This is a genomic window from Phaeobacter sp. (assembly GCF_022825805.1).
In the GTDB taxonomy this organism is placed as follows: domain Bacteria; phylum Pseudomonadota; class Alphaproteobacteria; order Rhodobacterales; family Rhodobacteraceae; genus Phaeobacter.
Window position 1 is genome coordinate 1 of sequence record NZ_JAJDWC010000132.1, and the last position, 16,015, is coordinate 16,015.

At 56.9% G+C, this 16,015-nt stretch carries 22 protein-coding genes; 13 read left to right on the forward strand and 9 right to left on the reverse strand.

All coding sequences use genetic code 11. The annotated features are described in order from the left end of the window. Window positions 1-170: 170 nt before the first annotated feature. A complete protein-coding gene (locus Q0C28_RS15285; protein ID WP_293577056.1) occupies window positions 171-482 on the forward strand; it encodes a hypothetical protein in 312 nt (103 codons plus the stop codon). Continuing rightward, entirely contained in the window at window positions 470-2,074 is a 1,605-nt protein-coding gene (locus tag Q0C28_RS15290; protein ID WP_293577057.1) for a methyl-accepting chemotaxis protein, read from the forward strand. Before Q0C28_RS15285 ends, Q0C28_RS15290 begins: the two co-directional genes overlap by 13 nt. 453 nt (window positions 2,075-2,527) lie before the next feature. On the opposite strand, the gene Q0C28_RS15295 is transcribed toward Q0C28_RS15290, so the two are convergent. From Q0C28_RS15295 to Q0C28_RS15315, 5 genes are all read right to left on the reverse strand, one after another. Then, entirely contained in the window at window positions 2,528-3,088 is a 561-nt protein-coding gene (locus Q0C28_RS15295; RefSeq protein ID WP_293577058.1) for a F0F1 ATP synthase subunit B, read from the reverse strand. Between the two features lie 4 nt (window positions 3,089-3,092). Next, window positions 3,093-3,638, reverse strand: a complete 546-nt coding sequence (locus tag Q0C28_RS15300; protein WP_293577059.1) for a F0F1 ATP synthase subunit B' — start codon at window positions 3,636-3,638, stop codon at window positions 3,093-3,095. Window positions 3,639-3,723: 85 nt separating this feature from the next. After that, the gene (locus Q0C28_RS15305; RefSeq protein ID WP_008562443.1) at window positions 3,724-3,948 is read right to left on the reverse strand and encodes a F0F1 ATP synthase subunit C; all 225 of its coding nucleotides are present in this window, start codon (window positions 3,946-3,948) and stop codon (window positions 3,724-3,726) included. A 56-nt stretch (window positions 3,949-4,004) separates the two neighbouring features. Further along, complete coding sequence (locus Q0C28_RS15310; RefSeq protein WP_293577065.1) at window positions 4,005-4,808, reverse strand: F0F1 ATP synthase subunit A; 804 nt, start codon at window positions 4,806-4,808, stop codon at window positions 4,005-4,007. A gap of 27 nt (window positions 4,809-4,835) precedes the next feature. Next, window positions 4,836-5,180, reverse strand: coding sequence for an AtpZ/AtpI family protein (locus tag Q0C28_RS15315; RefSeq protein WP_293577067.1), 345 nt, complete (start codon window positions 5,178-5,180; stop codon window positions 4,836-4,838). A gap of 69 nt (window positions 5,181-5,249) precedes the next feature. Here Q0C28_RS15315 and Q0C28_RS15320 point away from each other — a divergent pair, with 69 nt between their 5' ends. Further along, entirely contained in the window at window positions 5,250-5,372 is a 123-nt protein-coding gene (locus tag Q0C28_RS15320; RefSeq protein WP_293577069.1) for a hypothetical protein, read from the forward strand. Between the two features lie 2 nt (window positions 5,373-5,374). Here the strand turns inward: Q0C28_RS15320 and Q0C28_RS15325 are convergent, their stop codons facing one another. Then, on the reverse strand, window positions 5,375-6,271 hold the full coding sequence (locus Q0C28_RS15325; RefSeq protein ID WP_293577071.1) for a DMT family transporter: 897 nt from the start codon (window positions 6,269-6,271) through the stop codon (window positions 5,375-5,377). An 86-nt stretch (window positions 6,272-6,357) separates the two neighbouring features. Here Q0C28_RS15325 and Q0C28_RS15330 point away from each other — a divergent pair, with 86 nt between their 5' ends. Beyond that, entirely contained in the window at window positions 6,358-6,708 is a 351-nt protein-coding gene (locus Q0C28_RS15330) for a metalloregulator ArsR/SmtB family transcription factor (protein ID WP_293577073.1), read from the forward strand. A 6-nt stretch (window positions 6,709-6,714) separates the two neighbouring features. On the opposite strand, the gene Q0C28_RS15335 is transcribed toward Q0C28_RS15330, so the two are convergent. From Q0C28_RS15335 to Q0C28_RS15345, 3 genes are all read right to left on the reverse strand, one after another. Further along, the gene (locus Q0C28_RS15335) at window positions 6,715-7,623 is read right to left on the reverse strand and encodes a DMT family transporter (protein ID WP_293577075.1); all 909 of its coding nucleotides are present in this window, start codon (window positions 7,621-7,623) and stop codon (window positions 6,715-6,717) included. After that, window positions 7,620-8,498 (reverse strand): LysR family transcriptional regulator, encoded by an 879-nt coding sequence (locus Q0C28_RS15340; protein ID WP_293577077.1) that lies wholly within the window; start codon window positions 8,496-8,498, stop codon window positions 7,620-7,622. Before Q0C28_RS15340 ends, Q0C28_RS15335 begins: the two co-directional genes overlap by 4 nt. A 100-nt stretch (window positions 8,499-8,598) precedes the next feature. Beyond that, entirely contained in the window at window positions 8,599-9,126 is a 528-nt protein-coding gene (locus Q0C28_RS15345) for a prolyl-tRNA synthetase associated domain-containing protein (RefSeq protein WP_293577079.1), read from the reverse strand. A gap of 371 nt (window positions 9,127-9,497) precedes the next feature. Between Q0C28_RS15345 and ffh the strand changes: the two genes are divergently transcribed. The 9 genes from ffh to Q0C28_RS15390 all read left to right on the forward strand — a co-directional run bounded on the left by ffh (window position 9,498) and on the right by Q0C28_RS15390 (window position 15,995). Next, window positions 9,498-11,036, forward strand: coding sequence for a signal recognition particle protein (gene ffh, locus Q0C28_RS15350; protein ID WP_293577081.1), 1,539 nt, complete (start codon window positions 9,498-9,500; stop codon window positions 11,034-11,036). Further along, a complete protein-coding gene (locus tag Q0C28_RS15355; protein WP_293577083.1) occupies window positions 11,036-11,869 on the forward strand; it encodes a GNAT family N-acetyltransferase in 834 nt (277 codons plus the stop codon). The genes ffh and Q0C28_RS15355 overlap by 1 nt, the downstream gene beginning before the upstream one ends. A 37-nt stretch (window positions 11,870-11,906) precedes the next feature. Beyond that, entirely contained in the window at window positions 11,907-12,509 is a 603-nt protein-coding gene (locus Q0C28_RS15360) for a GNAT family N-acetyltransferase (protein WP_293577085.1), read from the forward strand. Window positions 12,510-12,637: 128 nt separating this feature from the next. Then, on the forward strand, window positions 12,638-12,958 hold the full coding sequence (locus Q0C28_RS15365; protein ID WP_293577087.1) for a chorismate mutase: 321 nt from the start codon (window positions 12,638-12,640) through the stop codon (window positions 12,956-12,958). A gap of 39 nt (window positions 12,959-12,997) precedes the next feature. Further along, window positions 12,998-13,357, forward strand: a complete 360-nt coding sequence (gene rpsP / locus Q0C28_RS15370; protein WP_293577089.1) for a 30S ribosomal protein S16 — start codon at window positions 12,998-13,000, stop codon at window positions 13,355-13,357. 4 nt (window positions 13,358-13,361) lie between these two features. Then, complete coding sequence (gene bluB / locus Q0C28_RS15375; protein WP_293577091.1) at window positions 13,362-14,003, forward strand: 5,6-dimethylbenzimidazole synthase; 642 nt, start codon at window positions 13,362-13,364, stop codon at window positions 14,001-14,003. Between the two features lie 149 nt (window positions 14,004-14,152). Beyond that, window positions 14,153-14,659, forward strand: coding sequence for a ribosome maturation factor RimM (gene rimM / locus Q0C28_RS15380; RefSeq protein WP_293577093.1), 507 nt, complete (start codon window positions 14,153-14,155; stop codon window positions 14,657-14,659). 92 nt (window positions 14,660-14,751) lie between these two features. After that, on the forward strand, window positions 14,752-15,552 hold the full coding sequence (gene trmD, locus Q0C28_RS15385) for a tRNA (guanosine(37)-N1)-methyltransferase TrmD (protein WP_293577095.1): 801 nt from the start codon (window positions 14,752-14,754) through the stop codon (window positions 15,550-15,552). A gap of 107 nt (window positions 15,553-15,659) precedes the next feature. After that, window positions 15,660-15,995: a YegP family protein gene (locus tag Q0C28_RS15390; protein WP_293577097.1), complete on the forward strand. Its 336-nt coding sequence runs from the start codon at window positions 15,660-15,662 to the stop codon at window positions 15,993-15,995. Window positions 15,996-16,015 lie beyond the last annotated feature (20 nt).

Sequence of the window (16,015 nt, forward strand, 5' to 3'; positions counted from 1 at the left end):
ATGACTGCGCACGCAAGCCTCAAGCTCTCGACGCTCTGAAGGGGTAAGAAAACCGGGGCGGATCATGAGCCTAACTGAACCGTTTTCACGCATGACGTCAACTCATCAAAACTCGGAAGTTCGATGACGCTAAGTATAGACATGTTCTAGGTAGTAAACCTGGATAGGTCATGGCGACAGCAACCCAAAATTTCCTGCTCATGCTCAGCTGCGCGGTGCTGGTGATCTGCGCCCCCGCAGCCATGTTGTTTGGCGGTGCGCCACCGCGCCCTGGTGACCCGGCGCTGATTGTGACCGCACCCTGGGGCCCCACGGCCACCACGATCATTGAACGCGCGGGAGCGGTGGAAATCGCCCCAGATCAGGCTCCATTCGGCGCAATGGTCGTGCTCGAGACACCTGAAAGCTCAGCTGACCTCTATAAACACGGCGCCCTTTTGGTTTTGGATGCGAGAAAGGTATTGGAATTATGTTTGAACTGAACAACAGCCAGGGCTTAACCGGCGACCAGACCGCGGAAACACAAGGCCACGCCGAGCGCCGTATCCAGCAGGTCTCTAGCTGGGTGTTGACCCCGGTGCCTGCGCTGTCATCGTATTTTCTGAACGGCAGTGCGGATTGGTGGATTTTCGCCGTTATTGGGCTGGGGCTTGCGGTATTGGCGTTCGCGTCGCAGCGGCTGGTGGCATCCACCCGCGACTATCTTCTCAGCTTCTGTTTTGTGGCCCATTGTATCCTGTTCGCCGCCGCATTGAATGGGCACCCCTGGCAGCTCGACGCTCATATGTTGTTCTTCGCCGTGCTGGCGATTGTGTCCACGCTGGCCAACCCGGCGGCGTTGGTGTTCGCGACCGTCTTGGTCGCCCTTCACCACGTGTCATTCAGCCTGCTGCTGCCAAACCTCGTTTATCCTGGCGGCGGCCTCATGGAAAACCTGCAGCGGACCATCCTACATGCGTCTATCGTACTGCTGGAATCAGGCGTTCTACTGCTGAGCCTGCTCAAGAGCAAAGCGGCGGACAAAGCGCTCAAAGTTCAGCAAGCCAACGCAGAGGAGCAAGCTGCTGTCGCTGCAGAGGCCGAATCTCGCGCACGACAGACCCAGGAAGAAACCGTTCGCATGGTCGATATTCTTGGCGATCATCTGGCCTCTCTCGCGCAGGGACGCCTTGATTGCCGCATCGAGACACCGTTCGCCGAGGAATACAGCAAGCTGCAAAACAACTTCAACAGCACCGTCGATACGCTGCGCGGCACGATCGTGCAGGTCCGCGATGCCACCAGCAGCATCCACAACGGCGCATCCGAAATCAGTCGGTCTTCTGACGACCTGTCCCAACGCACAGAAAGCCAGGCCGCAACACTTGAAGAAACAGCTGCCGCCTTGGAACAGCTCACCGTTTCGGTCAAATCTGCGGCCGATGGCGCAAAAAGCGTAGAACGCACGATGACCGAAGCCCGCAGTGAGGCTGAAAACAGCGGTGAAATCGTTCAAACCGCCGTCTCCGCAATGAGCGAAATCGAAGAATCCTCTGCACAGATTTCCCGTATCATCAGCGTGATCGACGATATCGCATTCCAGACCAACCTTCTCGCATTGAACGCCGGTGTTGAAGCCGCGCGCGCCGGCGAGGCGGGTAAAGGCTTTGCCGTGGTGGCCAGCGAAGTACGTGCCCTGGCACAAAGATCCGCAGACGCCGCCATGGAGATCAAAAGCTTGATCGCCACCAGCACGGGTCAGGTTGAACAGGGTGTGGATCTTGTCGGCAAAGCAGGCGATGCAATCGAACGCATTGTCGAACGGGTCAATCACATCTCCTCACTGGTATCTGACATCGCAACCGGCGCGACAGAACAGGCCAATGGCCTGAGCGAGATCAACGTCGGTGTCAGCCAACTTGATCAAGTGACACAACAAAATGCGGCCATGGTCGAAGAGGCCAATGCTGCTGGCCATATGCTTCGCTCGGATGCGCAGACACTCGTTGGATTGATGGAGCATTTTGACACCAGTACCCACACGAATGTCACAGCGATGGCCCATGACGCCGAAGAGTACCGCAACGCGAGCTGACCAAAGACATCTGAAGCGCCACATTTAGCTGGTTCAATTGCGCCCCTGCCCCGTCGGCTGGGGCGTTTTTGTATGCGACTGACGCCGACTTCTTTCCCCCTCAGAGGGTACGCCTAAACAGACTTTTTCGCCGACAAAGCCATGGCTATCAAAATAGGACCCTCGGAAAACAGGATAAATCCTGTGATGCCAAGCTATCTCTAGGGGCATTTCAGTTCCGCGCCCTAAGGCACCTGCAAAGGACTACAGCACGAGCCACATTGCCATGACCGATCAAATCGGAATGGCGGACCATAAGGTCAGCGAACGGGTCCTCTGATTTGACGAAAAAAGAGGTTTCAACCCTGGGTACCGAAAGCAGCTGGCAGAGGATATATGCCCAAATCTCAGCCCAGGAATGCAAAAAACCCGGCCTGTTGGCCGGGTTTTTTTATATCAAATGTCAGCCAGTAGTCAGTGCAGCTTGGTGTCTACATCTGTAATAGCAGCGTCGATCAGCTTGTTCGCGTCAGCCGCAGTCATCTGTTTGGAAATGACAGCATCCGCGGCCTGGATCGCAACAACGATCGCCTGATCGCGCACTTCTTTCACAGCCGAATTCTGCGCAGCAGCGATTTGCTCTTCTGCTGCGGTAAGCCGACGGCTGATCGAAGTTTCAAGATCTGCTTTCGCCTGTTCAGCAGCCTGAGCCGCATCTTCGCGAGCGCTTGCGACGATCCGGTTGGCCTGTTCCTGAACCTCTTGCTGCTTACGTTCGTAAGACGCCAGAATGGTCTGCGCTTCTTCACGCAGGGAGCGTGCCTCTTCCAGATCTTTCTTGATGCCGTCCGCACGTGCGTCCAGTTGTCCACCAAGCAAACCAGGCACTTTCGCATAAAGCAAAATACCGATGAAGAGCAAGAAAGCGAGCGTGACGACGAAGTCGGTGTTGCTCATCGAGAAGAAAGGACCAGAAGCTGCAAATGCAGGGCTGCTGGCGCCAAATGTCAGGGCAAGAACAAAAACGTTGCGCATGCTCTTATCCTTTCATCCGCTCAGCGACCGCATCTGCGATGGCTTTGTCGTCCGATTTCCCGCCAAACGCGGAAACGATTTCTGTCGCTGTTTCAACTGCAACAGCTTCGATGCTTTCCATCGCACCAGCTTTGATCTCAGCGATGGTCGCCTCTGATTCAGCGGCTTTTGCTGCGATCTGGGCGTCTGCCTTCGCAATCGCATCATCCAGGTCGGCCTGAATTTCAGCGCGCGCTTCAGCAGCAATCCGCTGCGCCTCGACACGGGCATCTGCCAGAGCCTGATTATAGGCGGCTTCTGCCTCGATAGCTTTGGATTTCAGGTCCTCAGCTGCGGCGAGATCGTTTGTAATGGTTCCCTGACGCTCGGCCAGCACTGCTGCAATACGAGGCAGCGCGATGCGCGACAGGATAAAGTAGATCACGACAAGCGTGACCACGAGCCAGAAGACCTGGTTCGCATAGGTCGAAAAGTCCAGCTGCGGCATGCCGCCTGAACTCTGGGCTGCGTCAGCAGCGCCGTAACCTGCGTCCTGCGTCTGAGTTGCCATGTCGTCCTCCTAGGGAACTTGCCGTTACACCGGGCAGTGAAATGATGTCACTGCCCGGCCGTAAGGAAAATGGTTCCGAAGGGTCTTAGACGGCGAACATCAGCAGCAGAGCGACCAGGAACGAGAAGATGCCCAGGGCTTCTGCGAATGCGATGCCGATGAAGAGAGTTGCGGTCTGAGAGGCCGCAGCAGATGGATTGCGCAGAGCGCCTGCCAGGAAGTTGGCTGCAACATTGCCAACACCCAGTGCAGCAATACCAGTACCCATGCCAGCCAGGCCAGCGCCGATGTGTGCGAGTTCGCCTTCCATTGTATATCTCCTTACGATTGGAAGTTGAGGATCAGTGGTTCAGACTTGTCCGACGCTTAGTGCGACGGGTGCAGTGCGTCTTTCAGATACACACAAGTCAGAATGGTAAATACGTACGCCTGAATGAAGGACACGAGAACTTCGAGTGCGTAGACAGCGGTGATGGCAAAGATCGGCAGGAAGCTGAACAGGCCAAGCGCGCCTGCAAAACCTGCGAACACCTTCAGAACCGCGTGGCCCGCCATCAGGTTACCTGCAAGACGGATGCAGTGGCTGACGGGGCGTACGAAATAAGAGATCAGCTCGATGATTGCGAGCACTGGGCGCAGTGCCAACGGTGCGGAGCTGACCCAGAAAAGGCCGAGGAATTTCGTGCCATGCAGCACAAAACCAGTGACAGTCACGGTGACGAACACCAGCATCGCCAAAACGGCGGTCACAGCGAAGTGCGACGTGGTCGTGAAGCTACCAGGGATCAGGCCCAGCATGTTCGCGGTCAGGATGAACATGAAGAGCGTCATGATGTACGGGAAGAACTTCAGACCGTCTTTGCCGGTCACGTCTTCGACCATTTTGTAAATGAAGCCGTAGGCCAGCTCAGCAACCGACTGTACGCGCGATGGTACGATGGCGCGTTTCGCGGATCCCAGGACCATCAGTGCAAAGATCGCCACAATCGCGAGCCCCATCCAAAGGGTCACGTTTGTTGGGGTGTAAAAGCTGATACCAGCTGCGCCGCCGAGCGGCTTTACGATGAACTGATCGGTTGGGTGAATCTGAAGACCCGGTGTCGCGGGTGCAAAGAACAGCCCGGATGCAAGTACCAGCAGGAATGCTGCACCAAAGATAAGTTTGCCCATTGTCCCGTTTCTCCTGTCGCCGGGGGATCAGTCCCGGTCTTGCGCATCTTGTTCGGCCATTTCGGCCAGTTTCTTTTCCTGGATTTCCTGTGCGCTGCGGAGCATTGTTTTCACTCCGGCCGCCAGGCCCAGTATCGTAAATATCACAAGGAATATCGGTATTGTTCCTAACAGGAGGTCCAATCCGTATCCCATGCCAAATCCGATCATCAGACCGGCTACCAATTCGATCACCATTCTCCATGCCTGATTGGCCGTCGAATAATGCTCATCCACGCGCGGCTTGGGCTCTTGCGCCTTACGCGCCTCTGCCAGTCGTGCCTCCAGCTGCGCCAATCGCTGCTTATGTGGCTCGTCCGTCAAGGGCGCCATCCTCACGTGAAGTCTTTGTGCGGTGCTAAGGGGTCGGACGTTCAGAGTCAACAACGCAAGCGGCATCGCATGAAACGCTACAAGACACTGAAAAATATGATCTTTACTGCAGGTCAGACAATCCGTCACAGGGAAGAATGGCTGGAAAAGCGCCGCCCACCAGCCAAAACGCATATTCAACCAAAAGGTTGATTTTACCGCACAGCCTTTGGACGGCGCAGAAACCCCAGGATCCGGCCGTCGATCAACAGGAGCCCCAGCAGGATCACTCCCATTCCGACAATGTGCTCTAAGCGAAAAGGCTCACCCAGAATAAATGCGCCAAACGCAAGCGCAGACACCGGGGCGATCAACGTCGGCATTGTGATGTTAGTGGGTCCCACTTTTGGCAGCACCCAGTAGAACAGAATGAAGGCCGCAGATGTGAGGACAAAGCCGATCACAAACAGCGCGAACCACGTTTCAAACCGGGTGATCACAGGCCAACCCTCAGCGCCTATGGCGAGGGGGGCCATAAACATAGCTGCGCCGGTGAGCGCGATCGCGACCAGGACGACGGGCTCCACCTCGCGGAAGTAACGTGCCACATTCACGGAGAAGGCGTAGCAGACCGGCGCCAGCAATGTGATGAAGACGGCCCAAATCTCTGAGGTGCGGCCTTGCTGCAAGAGAGGCAGGGACAATACGACAATGCCGATGAACCCGCAGATCACGCCAAGGGATTTCAGAACGGTCGCGCGTTCCCCCTGCGGCCAGAAATGCGCCACGACAACGGCCAGTGCCGGGGTCAACGCGTTCAGGATGCCCGCCACGCCACTGGCGATATGCTGTTGCCCAATCGCATAGAACGCAAATGGCGCCGCATAGCTGAGCACCCCAAACCCAAACAGCGCAAGCCAACGGCCCAGGCTAATCCGAACCGATTTGCGCCGAGCGATGACATAGATCCAGCACCCCAGCGCGCCGCATCCCACCCGCCCGAGGGCGACGGATAAGGGGCCGAGTTCGCGCAGCAAAATGGCATTGAACACAAACGACATGCCCCAGCCTATGCCCAGAACAAAGATGATCGCCCAGTATTTCAATGCCATCCAACTGTACCCTTCTTTAGCGGTGGCTATGTGAGCTGCGGAATGCGGGATTGTCGACCCGGATTTTGCGGTTTACGACTGTGGGCATGAGCGACCCGATTGACAGTGTATTTGCCGCCCTTGCAGACCCGACGCGCCGTGCAATCATGACGATGCTTCTGGAGGATGACATGGCGGTCACCGACGTTGCAGAACCGTTTGACATGTCTTTGGCCGCGATTTCCAAACATCTGACCATCCTCAGCCGCGCAGGGCTTATTGTGCAGGAGAAACGCGGACGGGTGAAATGGTGCAAACTGCAGCCAGATGCCATGCGCGCAGCCAGCGTCTGGATGCAGGGATTCGGTCAGTTTGAACCGGTGAACCTGGATGCGTTTGAACGGTTTCTGGAAGTCGAACTGGACAGCCAGGCGACATCAGATCCCACCGCAGACTGATTTGGCCTAGTCCGCGCGCTGCGGCAATCCGGCCGGGCGCCCCTCCCGGAGCAGCAGCCACAGCGCCCAAACGGTGCAGAGAATACCAAGCAGGACAATGGACCCAGGCGCCGGCCGCCCCAGCGCAATTTCCCATAAGATGACCCAACTGGGGGTCAGGTAGGTATAGGCCATCACCTTGGAAGAGGGCAAATGCAGGGTTGCGTATTGCAACAGCACAAAGGTTGCCGCACTTGCAAAAATCGCGATGTAGAAAAGCACCGCCCAAACCAGCCATGGCAAATTGATCCAATCGGTTGCGCGGATATCCTGCCAGCCCACCAGCAGCAAAATAACCGCTCCAGCGATCAACATCCCGAATGTGAAGACCACTGCGGGTTCGCCCCGGTTGAGACGGCGCACCATCGGGGTATAAACCGCGTGGGCCGCGCAGCCCCAAAAGTAGATGATTTCTCCCTGGCCGATTTCAAAAGCCACGATGGCATCGATGTCACCGCGAAAAATGACCCAAATGGCTCCGGTTGCGCCCACCAGCAAAGCAAAGGCAAGCGACCAGCTGGTCGTTTGACGTAACAGAAAAAAACCAGCAACCGCTGCCATCACAGGCGTTAGAGTGAACACGGCCGCGGTGCTGACCGGGTCAGCCGTTTGAAGCCCGTAGAACATCAAAACAAAATAGATCGCGAACAGCCCGCCCAACACCGCAAACCGCCAGGGCGCCTGGAAATGATCAGCGCGGAGCCCATGCGTGATCTGCGCCGCCACGCCGATTACAACTCCGGCAATCAAGAACCTGACTGCATTCAGAGCCATCGGCGCGATGTCGTTGGCGATCATTGACCCTAACGAGAATGACCCTGCCACCAAGGCCGAAAACAAGAGCATGGCCAGATGGCCACGAGACTGAGCGGTCATGCGGACCAGGCCTTTGCCTCGGATTTGAGGAATTTCAGGAATGTCTGGACCTTTGGGGTACGATGCAGATCCACATGAGTTACCAGCCACAGGCTGCTCGTCCATTCTGGCAAGGGTTCCATCATTTGCACCAGCTCTGGATGGCGCGCCGCTTCCCATTGCGTCATGAAACCAATCCCAGCCCCCGAAAGCAGAGCATCCTGCATGGCGACAACTGTCACACAGCGAAACGCCAGCGCAGACTCAGGCGCATGCGCCCGCAACCATTTGCTATAGGGGGCACGGCTTTCGACATCATCGTTCGCAACGAAACGATGGTTCGCCATATCATCCAGCCCCTTCAGCTCGCCATATTTTTCAATGTAGGCGGGGCTGGCATAGAGCCCGTGCTGTTGCGTCAGGAACGGCTGAACAACATTGTCCGGCTGTTCTGGCGGCGCACCGGCCCGGATGGCCACATGGGCTTCGCCATATTCCAGCCGGAACAGGCGGCTTCCAGTCAAAAACCGAATGATCAGATCTGGATGAGCGGCTTGAAATTTCGTCAATGTCGGCACCAGCATAGACGACATGGCAGACAGTGAGGTCACCACCAGCTCGCCTGATACGGCATCCCCGTGCCCTTTCAGTCGACCGACCAGCTGGCTGAACTGATCATCGGTGGCCTGCGCAACCCGGAGCAAATCTTGACCTGCCTCGGTCGGCGTGTACCCGCGGGCGTGGCGCTGGAACAGCTTGATCCCCAGACGACTCTCCAGCGCATCGACATGGCGAATTGCGGTCGCGTGATGAACGCCCAACACTTCTGCAGCCCCGCTGACGGTGCCCATCTTCGCAACCTGATACGCGGTACGCACCTCATCCCAGTTGTCCATGGCCACCTCCTGTCTGGTTCATCTGCGTGTTAGGATGCATATTTTTGGACCCTCTGCCAGCAGGCTCTGGTTCCCACTGGGATGAACGGTGCTGATGCTGTCAGATCCAGGTGATCTCGACTTTCAACCATTCCATGAAATCCAGGAACTCTGCACAGCTGATCGCAACCGTGCGATCATTCACAAGCGGATGCATATAGACGACATCTGCCTCATGCAGCGCCTTGTCCATGAAAAACGTCACATCCGCCCCGCGCCCGTTGATCATGGCAAGCGGCGTGACAGCACCCGGGCGGACACCCAGGTTCTGAAGCAAGCGGTCGGACGATCCAAAAGAAAGGTTGCCCAACCCCAGCTCTGCGCCAAGGGATTTGAGATCAATATCGCGATCCTGCTCAAGACTGATCAGATAGTTCCGCTTCTTTTTGTCCCGGAGATAGAGGTTCTTCAGGCGCAGGGCGCGTTCGCCATCCTGTATAAAGGCGTCCTCAACGCTTTTCGCGTCTTCGACCGTGCGCAGCGGAACATGCTCATGCAGCCGGTAGCGCACGCCTCTTTCGGCTAACATGGCAAGAACAGCATCAGACGACACCGGCAGGCTGTCCTGAAACTTTGAAGACGCATCCATAGTAGGCTCACTGAATTATATTGACGTGCTGCCAATCAATCCGATTGCGCGGCGGATGCAAGGACCTTTTGTCCGATCGGCTGTGGCGACGGAGACCGAGTTGCCACGCCTCAGCGTTGCCTGAGCGAGATTTCCCAGAACCACAGCCCTGTCCGGAACCAGCGTCCTTTGATGGCCTGGGTTGACTCAGCAAGGCCAAAGGCGTAACGGACAGCTGCATCCGGAAGAAACGAGCTCTCTTCCGGTCCTCGCATCTGTCGGGGATCGCCCTCCACCAGCGTGTTACGCCCGTGGGGGCAATTGCGTATGGGTCATTTGCTCCCTAGATTTGGGAGGCATACAGTCGAAACCGGCAACAGGAGGCCGCAGGCATGTTTGAAAATTTATCCGAACGCCTTTCTGGGGTCTTTGATCGGCTGACCAAACAGGGCGCGCTGTCCGACGAAGATGTCAAAACAGCCCTGCGCGAAGTCCGGGTTGCCCTGCTGGAGGCAGATGTATCGCTGCCCGTCGCACGCGAGTTCATCAAGAAGGTCCAGGAGCAGGCCACAGGCCAAGCGGTAACCAAGTCGGTGACACCTGGTCAGCAAGTTGTGAAAATCGTTCACGACGCGCTGGTCGATACGCTGCGGGGCGACGAAGACCCCGGACAGCTGAAAATCGACAACCCACCTGCGCCTATCTTGATGGTCGGCCTGCAGGGCTCGGGCAAGACGACAACGACCGGTAAACTGGCCAAACGCCTGAAAGAAAAAGAAGGTAAGCGGGTGCTGCTGGCCTCGCTCGATGTTTATCGTCCGGCTGCGATGGACCAGTTGGCTGTTCTGGGCGCCCAGATCGGCGTCGACACTTTGCCGATCGTCAAGGGCCAAAAACCTGTCGACATCGCCAAGCGCGCCAAGCAACAAGCCGCTCTTGGTGGTTATGATGTCTACATGCTCGACACCGCGGGCCGGCTGCAGATTGACGAAGTCTTGATGCAAGAGGTGGAGGACGTCCGCGACGTCGTGTCCCCTCGAGAGACGCTTTTGGTTGTCGATGGTCTTACTGGCCAGGTTGCGGTTGAGGTCGCTGAAGAATTCGACGCCAAGATTGGTATTTCTGGTGTCGTGCTGACACGGATGGACGGCGATGGCCGCGGCGGTGCCGCGCTGTCCATGCGCGCCGTCACCGGCAAGCCGATCCGTTTTGTCGGCCTCGGCGAAAAGATGGACGCCATCGAGACCTTCGAACCCGATCGAATCGCTGGCCGGATCCTGGGCATGGGCGACATTGTCGCGCTGGTCGAAAAAGCCCAGGAAACCATCGAGGCCGAACAGGCCGAACGCATGATGAAGCGCATGATGAAAGGTCAGTTCAACATGAACGACCTTAAAATGCAGCTTGAACAGATGCTCCAGATGGGCGGCATGGAAGGCATGATGGCGATGATGCCCGGAATGGGCAAAATGGCCAAACAGGCCCAGGATGCCGGCATGGACGACAAAGTGCTGAAACGCCAGATCGCCATGATTCAGTCCATGACAAAGAAAGAGCGCGCCAATCCCGGACTGCTGCAGGCGGGTCGGAAGAAACGCATTGCGGCGGGTTCTGGGATGGAAGTGTCAGATCTCAACAAGCTTTTGAAGATGCATCGCCAGATGGCAGATGTGATGAAAAAGATGGGCAAAATGGGCAAGGGCAAGATGCTGAAGCAAGCTATGAAAGGCATGTTCGGCAAAGGTGGCGGACTGCCAGATATGCCCGGCGGAATGGACCCAAGCCAGTTGGACCCCAAAGCGCTGGAAGCTGCGGCCAAAGTAATGGGCGCAGGCAAGGGAATGCCGGGCGGCCTGCCTGGCGGATTGCCCGGCCTCGGCGGCATGGGCGGATTGCCCGGCGGTCTCAGCGGGTTTGGCAAGAAAAAATAATGATCCCTTCGCCCTCCATATTGCCCCAGCGGTTTCGCTTGCGGCCCTGCCCACGTCCGGCTTCTTTGCTGGGGCGGAGCGAGGTCGTGAATGAAAACCTGCGCACCATGGAGGCGCAGCCATCAACACCACATAACGACCGCTCCCTGCCGCTATATGAAACGAATTTAACGCCTTGTTTGCCCGCATCTGCCATTCTGAACCCACTGAAAGAACATAGCCGGACAGCCGCATCGGAGATTGCAGCGGCGCAAATGGGTATTGGTATGTCAGAGAACGGTCATCGTTTCCCCAGCCTCCACACATCGAGGCTGCAACTGGTTTCGCCTGCCGAAGCCAGTTTCGACGCGCAGCAAGCTTTCCTCAGCATCGGTGCCCCACGTTTCATCGAAGCGGCTGATGATCCTGATGCTTTGTGGTGGTCCATCGCGACCATCATCGGCCACTGGCATTTGCGGGGCTATGGGCTGTTTGCCGTGATCGAACGCAGTTCTGGACGTCCGGTCGGCCTGATTGGTCCGTGGTTTCCCAAAGGCTGGCCCGAACCAGAACTGTCTTGGCACCTGACCGAAGACGCCCGCGGCAAAGGCTATGCCACCGAGGCCGCCGACGCTGTTCTGCAGTGGCTGTTCCAAGAGCAAAACTGGAGCGACATCGCGTCCTTCATTCCCGAAGACAATGACGCCTCCATAGCGCTGGCACAGCGTATGGGCGCCCAAGCCGAGCAATTGGTTTCGTTCCGGCTGGCACCTGCTGAAAACATGCGAACCTGGCGTCATCTGGCAAAGCCAAAGGCCGTTGCGCACACCTCTTTCGTTGGGCGATTGCAATGATGTTCCTGTGTTCACTTTCGGCGGTCAGGACGCTCTGATGCCCACATCGATCCCCATTATCGAAACGCAGCGGTTGATCCTGCGTGGCCCAGAAGCCGAGGATTATCCGGACTTCAAAACCACGTTCAGCTCTTACCGTGCCCGTTTTATGGGCGGGCCGCTGAACCCGTATGAGGCTTGGATGCTTTACGCTGCGGAGATGGGCCATTGGCGCATTCGCGGATTTGGGATGTGGATGATCCACGACCGTGTGACAGACCAGACCTATGGCATGGCCGGTGGCTGGCAGCCTGCTGGTTGGCCCGAACAGGAAATCGCCTGGATCATCTGGCCGGATGCCGCAGGCAAAGGCTATGCGCTCGAAGCCACCCATGCAGCACGCGCCTATTTGTATGAGCACCAGGGTTGGGAAGGTGCGGTCAGCTACATCGACCCCAAGAACCTGGATTCCATTCGCTTGGCCGAACGGTTGGGGGCGAAAAAAGACCGCGACGCCGCAACCATCGACGGCAATGATGCCGTTTACCGGCATCCCTCGCCTGCTGCGCTCAGCGATAGCCAACTCGCACATGGCATTGAAATGGAAATCAGCCACTATGCTGATCCGCTGTTCAAACCGAAAGGTTGGGCCATTGACTGATCACCGGATGCCGCAACATCAAGCAGCCTTAATCAACGCTATACAGCTGTCTCAACCACGGTATAGTACCCTCAGGGTTGACTTCGCTGAACTCTTTTCCCCTTCTGTCCAACCTCTTGGAGACAGTCATGACGTCTGACACAGCAACACCGCCGCAAGATCAAGTGACCCGCGCCGCGCGTGTGCTGAAAGGGCATCGTGAGAGCATTGACCGCCTGGATGCGATCCTCGTCTACACGCTGGGCGAACGGTTCAAGCATACCCAGGCTGTGGGCAAGCTTAAGGCAGAACACGACCTTCCCCCGTCCGATCCAACGCGCGAAATCGCGCAGATCGCACGGCTAGAAGACCTGGCAAAACAGGCCGACCTGGACCCTGATTTCGCCAAGGCTTTTCTGAATTTCATCATTCAGGAAGTCATCCGACACCATAAAAAACACCAGGAATGACAGGGACCTCCCTGGACGCCATTAAAGGAGACTGAACCCATGGCAATGAAAATCCGCTTGGCCCGTGGCGGCTCGAAAAAGCGCCCCTTCTACCGCATCGTTGCAGCTGACAGCCGTATGCCTCGCGACGGCCGCTTCATCGAGAAGCTGGGCACATACAACCCTCTGCTGCCCAAAGACAGCGAAGAGCGCGTGAAAATGGACATGGAGCGCGTACAGCACTGGCTGAGCCAGGGCGCACAGCCCACAGACCGTGTTGCACGCATGCTGGAAGCAGCCGGTGTTCGCGAAAAAGTCGAGCGCAACAACCCGAAAAAAGGCACCCCGGGCAAGAAAGCTCAGGAGCGCGCTGAAGAGAAGGCCGCAAAAGCTGCCGAAGCCACCGCTGACGCGGAGTGAGCTGATGGAGCTGCGGGATAATTCTTTTCCTGAAGACTTCCGCAAGCAGCTAGATCTGTTGATGCGGGTCCGGCGTGATGTACGTCGGTTCCGCACAGATCAAGTGGATGAGGCAGTGCTACAGCGCTGCCTTTCTGCTATTCAGCTGGCGCCATCCGTCGGGTTGAGCGAACCATGGCGCATTGTGCGCGTCGACAGTGACGCGGCACGCGCAGCCGCGCTTGCCAATTTCGAGAAAGCCAATGCAGCGGCGCTCGAAAGCTACAGTGAAGACAAGGCAAAGAGATACGCCAAGTTGAAACTGTCCGGCATGCGCGAGGCTCCGGTCCAGCTCGCCATCTATTGCGATGATGAGACGACCAAAGGCCACAAGCTCGGGGCACAATCAATGCCCGAGATGCGTCGCTATTCGGTGGTTACGGCTGTTACGCTGTTTTGGCTCGCACTGCGTGCGGAAGGTTTGGGGTTGGGCTGGGTGTCTGTTTTGGACCCGGACCAATTGAACCGTGATCTTGATGTCCCTGCTGGATGGGCTCTGATTGGCTATTTTTGTGTCGGCCATCCGGAACGCATCTCTAAAACCCCAGAACTTGAACAACTTGGTTGGGAAGAACGGCGGCATTCTCTGCCGATTGAGATCAGGTAAACTATGATGTGGCGCCTGCTCAGGCTCTTCATGTTTGTTGTTATCGCATTTACAGCTGGCATACTTTATGAACGCAGCCATCAGAAAGAACGCTGCAGCCAGGCCGGGGGAAACTGGTCCTCATCCCGGTTCTGTGAAGGATGGATACAATGACGGATAAAATCTGTGTCGGTGCGATTGCCGGCTCTTATGGGGTGCGCGGCGAGGTGCGTCTCAAAAGCTTCTGTGCTGTGCCTGAAGATATTGAGACCTATGGCCCACTCAGCACCGAAGACAGCCGTCAGACGTTCAACATCGCTCTGATCCGTGCGATCAAAAATGGCTATAGCGCGCGGATCGGAGGGGTGGAAACCAAGGAAGATGCAGACGGGCTCAAGGGGGTACGGTTGTTTGTATCCAGAGACCGGCTGCCAAATCTACCTGATGATGAGTACTATCATTCAGATCTCATGGGGCTTGATGTGTATGATACCGGAGGCGCGTTACTGGGCCAGGTGAAATCCGTACAAAACCACGGCGCAAGCGATCTGTTGGAAATCACGACGGCCGGTCAAACCGCCACGGTCTTGCTACCGTTTACACTGGCGGCTGTGCCCACCGTGGACCTGGCGGCTGGCCGGATTGTTGCAGATCCACCAGACGGGATTTTCGACTAGGCTTGATCCGGCGGCGATCTGACGATAGCCCCGCCAAGTAAAAGCGGCAGTCTTTCTGTTGCGCAGAGTTCAAATTGGACACACAACTGCCTATGACCACGCCAAACAAATCTCACGGCCGCAAGGCTATTCGTCCATCTTTCAAACCGCGTGAGCTTATCACGCCGACCCCGGATCTCGTGGGGGTTTGGAAAGCGAACATTATGACTTTGTTTCCCACTGCTTTCCCTGGCGTGCTCGGAGAAAGCCTGACCGGCAAAGCTCTGCAAGAGGGTTTGTGGCAGCTGGAAACCTTTGACTTGCGGCAGTTTGGGGTCGGCAAACATCGCAATGTCGATGACACCCCGGCCGGTGGAGGCGCAGGCATGGTGCTGCGCGCTGACGTGCTGGGACAGGCCATCGATGCGGCGATGACCAACACAACCGACAAATGGCCCCTGATCTACCTGTCCCCCAGAGGTCAGCGGATGGATCAGGCTCTGATGCAGAAACTGGCAGGTTCTGATGGCGTTACGCTGCTCTGTGGTCGTTTCGAAGGTGTGGACGAACGCGTATTGGAGCACTATCAGATCATCGAGGTCTCTCTTGGCGATTTCGTAATGACAGGCGGAGAGATCGCCGCGCAGGCATTGATTGATGGCACCGTTCGGCTGCTTCCCGGCGTTTTGGGCAATCAGGCCTCGGCAGAGGACGAGAGTTTCTCCTCCGGTCTGCTGGAACATCCGCAATACACCCGACCTGCGACATGGAACGGGCGCGACATCCCCGATGTGTTGATGTCGGGCCACCACGGCAAAATTGCCCAATGGCGCCAGATGATGAGCGAGACCATCACCCAAGATCGCCGGCCGGATCTGTGGCAAGCTTACAAAGAAAAGCAAAACCAAGACTAATTCGCACAACGACAACTGGCCCACCCCGTCCAGCAGGCTGCGAAATCGTTGCCGGATCCCCAAAGCCATGCTCTACTTGCTTTGTAAAATACAATTGGAGGTAAAAGATGGCCGGGAAGTTTGAACTCTACGAAGACAAAGCAGGGGAATTCCGATTTCGCCTGAAAGCCGGGAATGGCGAGAATATTCTGGCCAGCGAGGGATACAAGCAAAAGGCCAGCGCCGAGAATGGGATCGCATCGGTACGGAAAAATGCACCAGATGACGCGCGATATGAGCGCAAGGACACATCATCCGGTAAGCATATGTTCAACTTGAAAGCCACCAACGGTCAGGTGATCGGCACCTCCCAAAGCTATGCAAGCGCCTCCGGGCGAGACAATGGCATTGAGTCAGTCAAGAAAAACGCCCCAGACGCCGCGCTGGACGACCAAACAACCTGACGAAACCATGGCGTGCCGCG

Excerpts from the sequence above, each read along its gene's own strand:
- Q0C28_RS15285 (WP_293577056.1), top strand. The coding sequence starts at position 171 with ATGGCGACAGCAACCCAAAATTTCCTGCTCATGCTCAGCTGCGCGGTG.
- Q0C28_RS15305 (WP_008562443.1), bottom strand. The coding sequence starts at position 3,948 with ATGGAAGGCGAACTCGCACACATCGGCGCTGGCCTGGCTGGCATGGGT.
- rpsP (WP_293577089.1), top strand. The coding sequence starts at position 12,998 with ATGGCAATGAAAATCCGCTTGGCCCGTGGCGGCTCGAAAAAGCGCCCC.
- Q0C28_RS15345 (WP_293577079.1), bottom strand. The coding sequence starts at position 9,126 with ATGGATGCGTCTTCAAAGTTTCAGGACAGCCTGCCGGTGTCGTCTGAT.
- Q0C28_RS15355 (WP_293577083.1), top strand. The coding sequence starts at position 11,036 with ATGATCCCTTCGCCCTCCATATTGCCCCAGCGGTTTCGCTTGCGGCCC.
- Q0C28_RS15365 (WP_293577087.1), top strand. The coding sequence starts at position 12,638 with ATGACGTCTGACACAGCAACACCGCCGCAAGATCAAGTGACCCGCGCC.
- Q0C28_RS15315 (WP_293577067.1), bottom strand. The coding sequence starts at position 5,180 with ATGGCGCCCTTGACGGACGAGCCACATAAGCAGCGATTGGCGCAGCTG.
- Q0C28_RS15300 (WP_293577059.1), bottom strand. The coding sequence starts at position 3,638 with ATGGCAACTCAGACGCAGGACGCAGGTTACGGCGCTGCTGACGCAGCC.
- Q0C28_RS15295 (WP_293577058.1), bottom strand. The coding sequence starts at position 3,088 with ATGCGCAACGTTTTTGTTCTTGCCCTGACATTTGGCGCCAGCAGCCCT.
- bluB (WP_293577091.1), top strand. The coding sequence starts at position 13,362 with ATGGAGCTGCGGGATAATTCTTTTCCTGAAGACTTCCGCAAGCAGCTA.
- trmD (WP_293577095.1), top strand. The coding sequence starts at position 14,752 with ATGACCACGCCAAACAAATCTCACGGCCGCAAGGCTATTCGTCCATCT.
- Q0C28_RS15320 (WP_293577069.1), top strand. The coding sequence starts at position 5,250 with ATGAAACGCTACAAGACACTGAAAAATATGATCTTTACTGCAGGTCAG.
- Q0C28_RS15330 (WP_293577073.1), top strand. The coding sequence starts at position 6,358 with ATGAGCGACCCGATTGACAGTGTATTTGCCGCCCTTGCAGACCCGACG.
- rimM (WP_293577093.1), top strand. The coding sequence starts at position 14,153 with ATGACGGATAAAATCTGTGTCGGTGCGATTGCCGGCTCTTATGGGGTG.
- Q0C28_RS15290 (WP_293577057.1), top strand. The coding sequence starts at position 470 with ATGTTTGAACTGAACAACAGCCAGGGCTTAACCGGCGACCAGACCGCG.
- Q0C28_RS15360 (WP_293577085.1), top strand. The coding sequence starts at position 11,907 with ATGCCCACATCGATCCCCATTATCGAAACGCAGCGGTTGATCCTGCGT.
- ffh (WP_293577081.1), top strand. The coding sequence starts at position 9,498 with ATGTTTGAAAATTTATCCGAACGCCTTTCTGGGGTCTTTGATCGGCTG.
- Q0C28_RS15335 (WP_293577075.1), bottom strand. The coding sequence starts at position 7,623 with ATGACCGCTCAGTCTCGTGGCCATCTGGCCATGCTCTTGTTTTCGGCC.
- Q0C28_RS15340 (WP_293577077.1), bottom strand. The coding sequence starts at position 8,498 with ATGGACAACTGGGATGAGGTGCGTACCGCGTATCAGGTTGCGAAGATG.
- Q0C28_RS15390 (WP_293577097.1), top strand. The coding sequence starts at position 15,660 with ATGGCCGGGAAGTTTGAACTCTACGAAGACAAAGCAGGGGAATTCCGA.
- Q0C28_RS15310 (WP_293577065.1), bottom strand. The coding sequence starts at position 4,808 with ATGGGCAAACTTATCTTTGGTGCAGCATTCCTGCTGGTACTTGCATCC.
- Q0C28_RS15325 (WP_293577071.1), bottom strand. The coding sequence starts at position 6,271 with ATGGCATTGAAATACTGGGCGATCATCTTTGTTCTGGGCATAGGCTGG.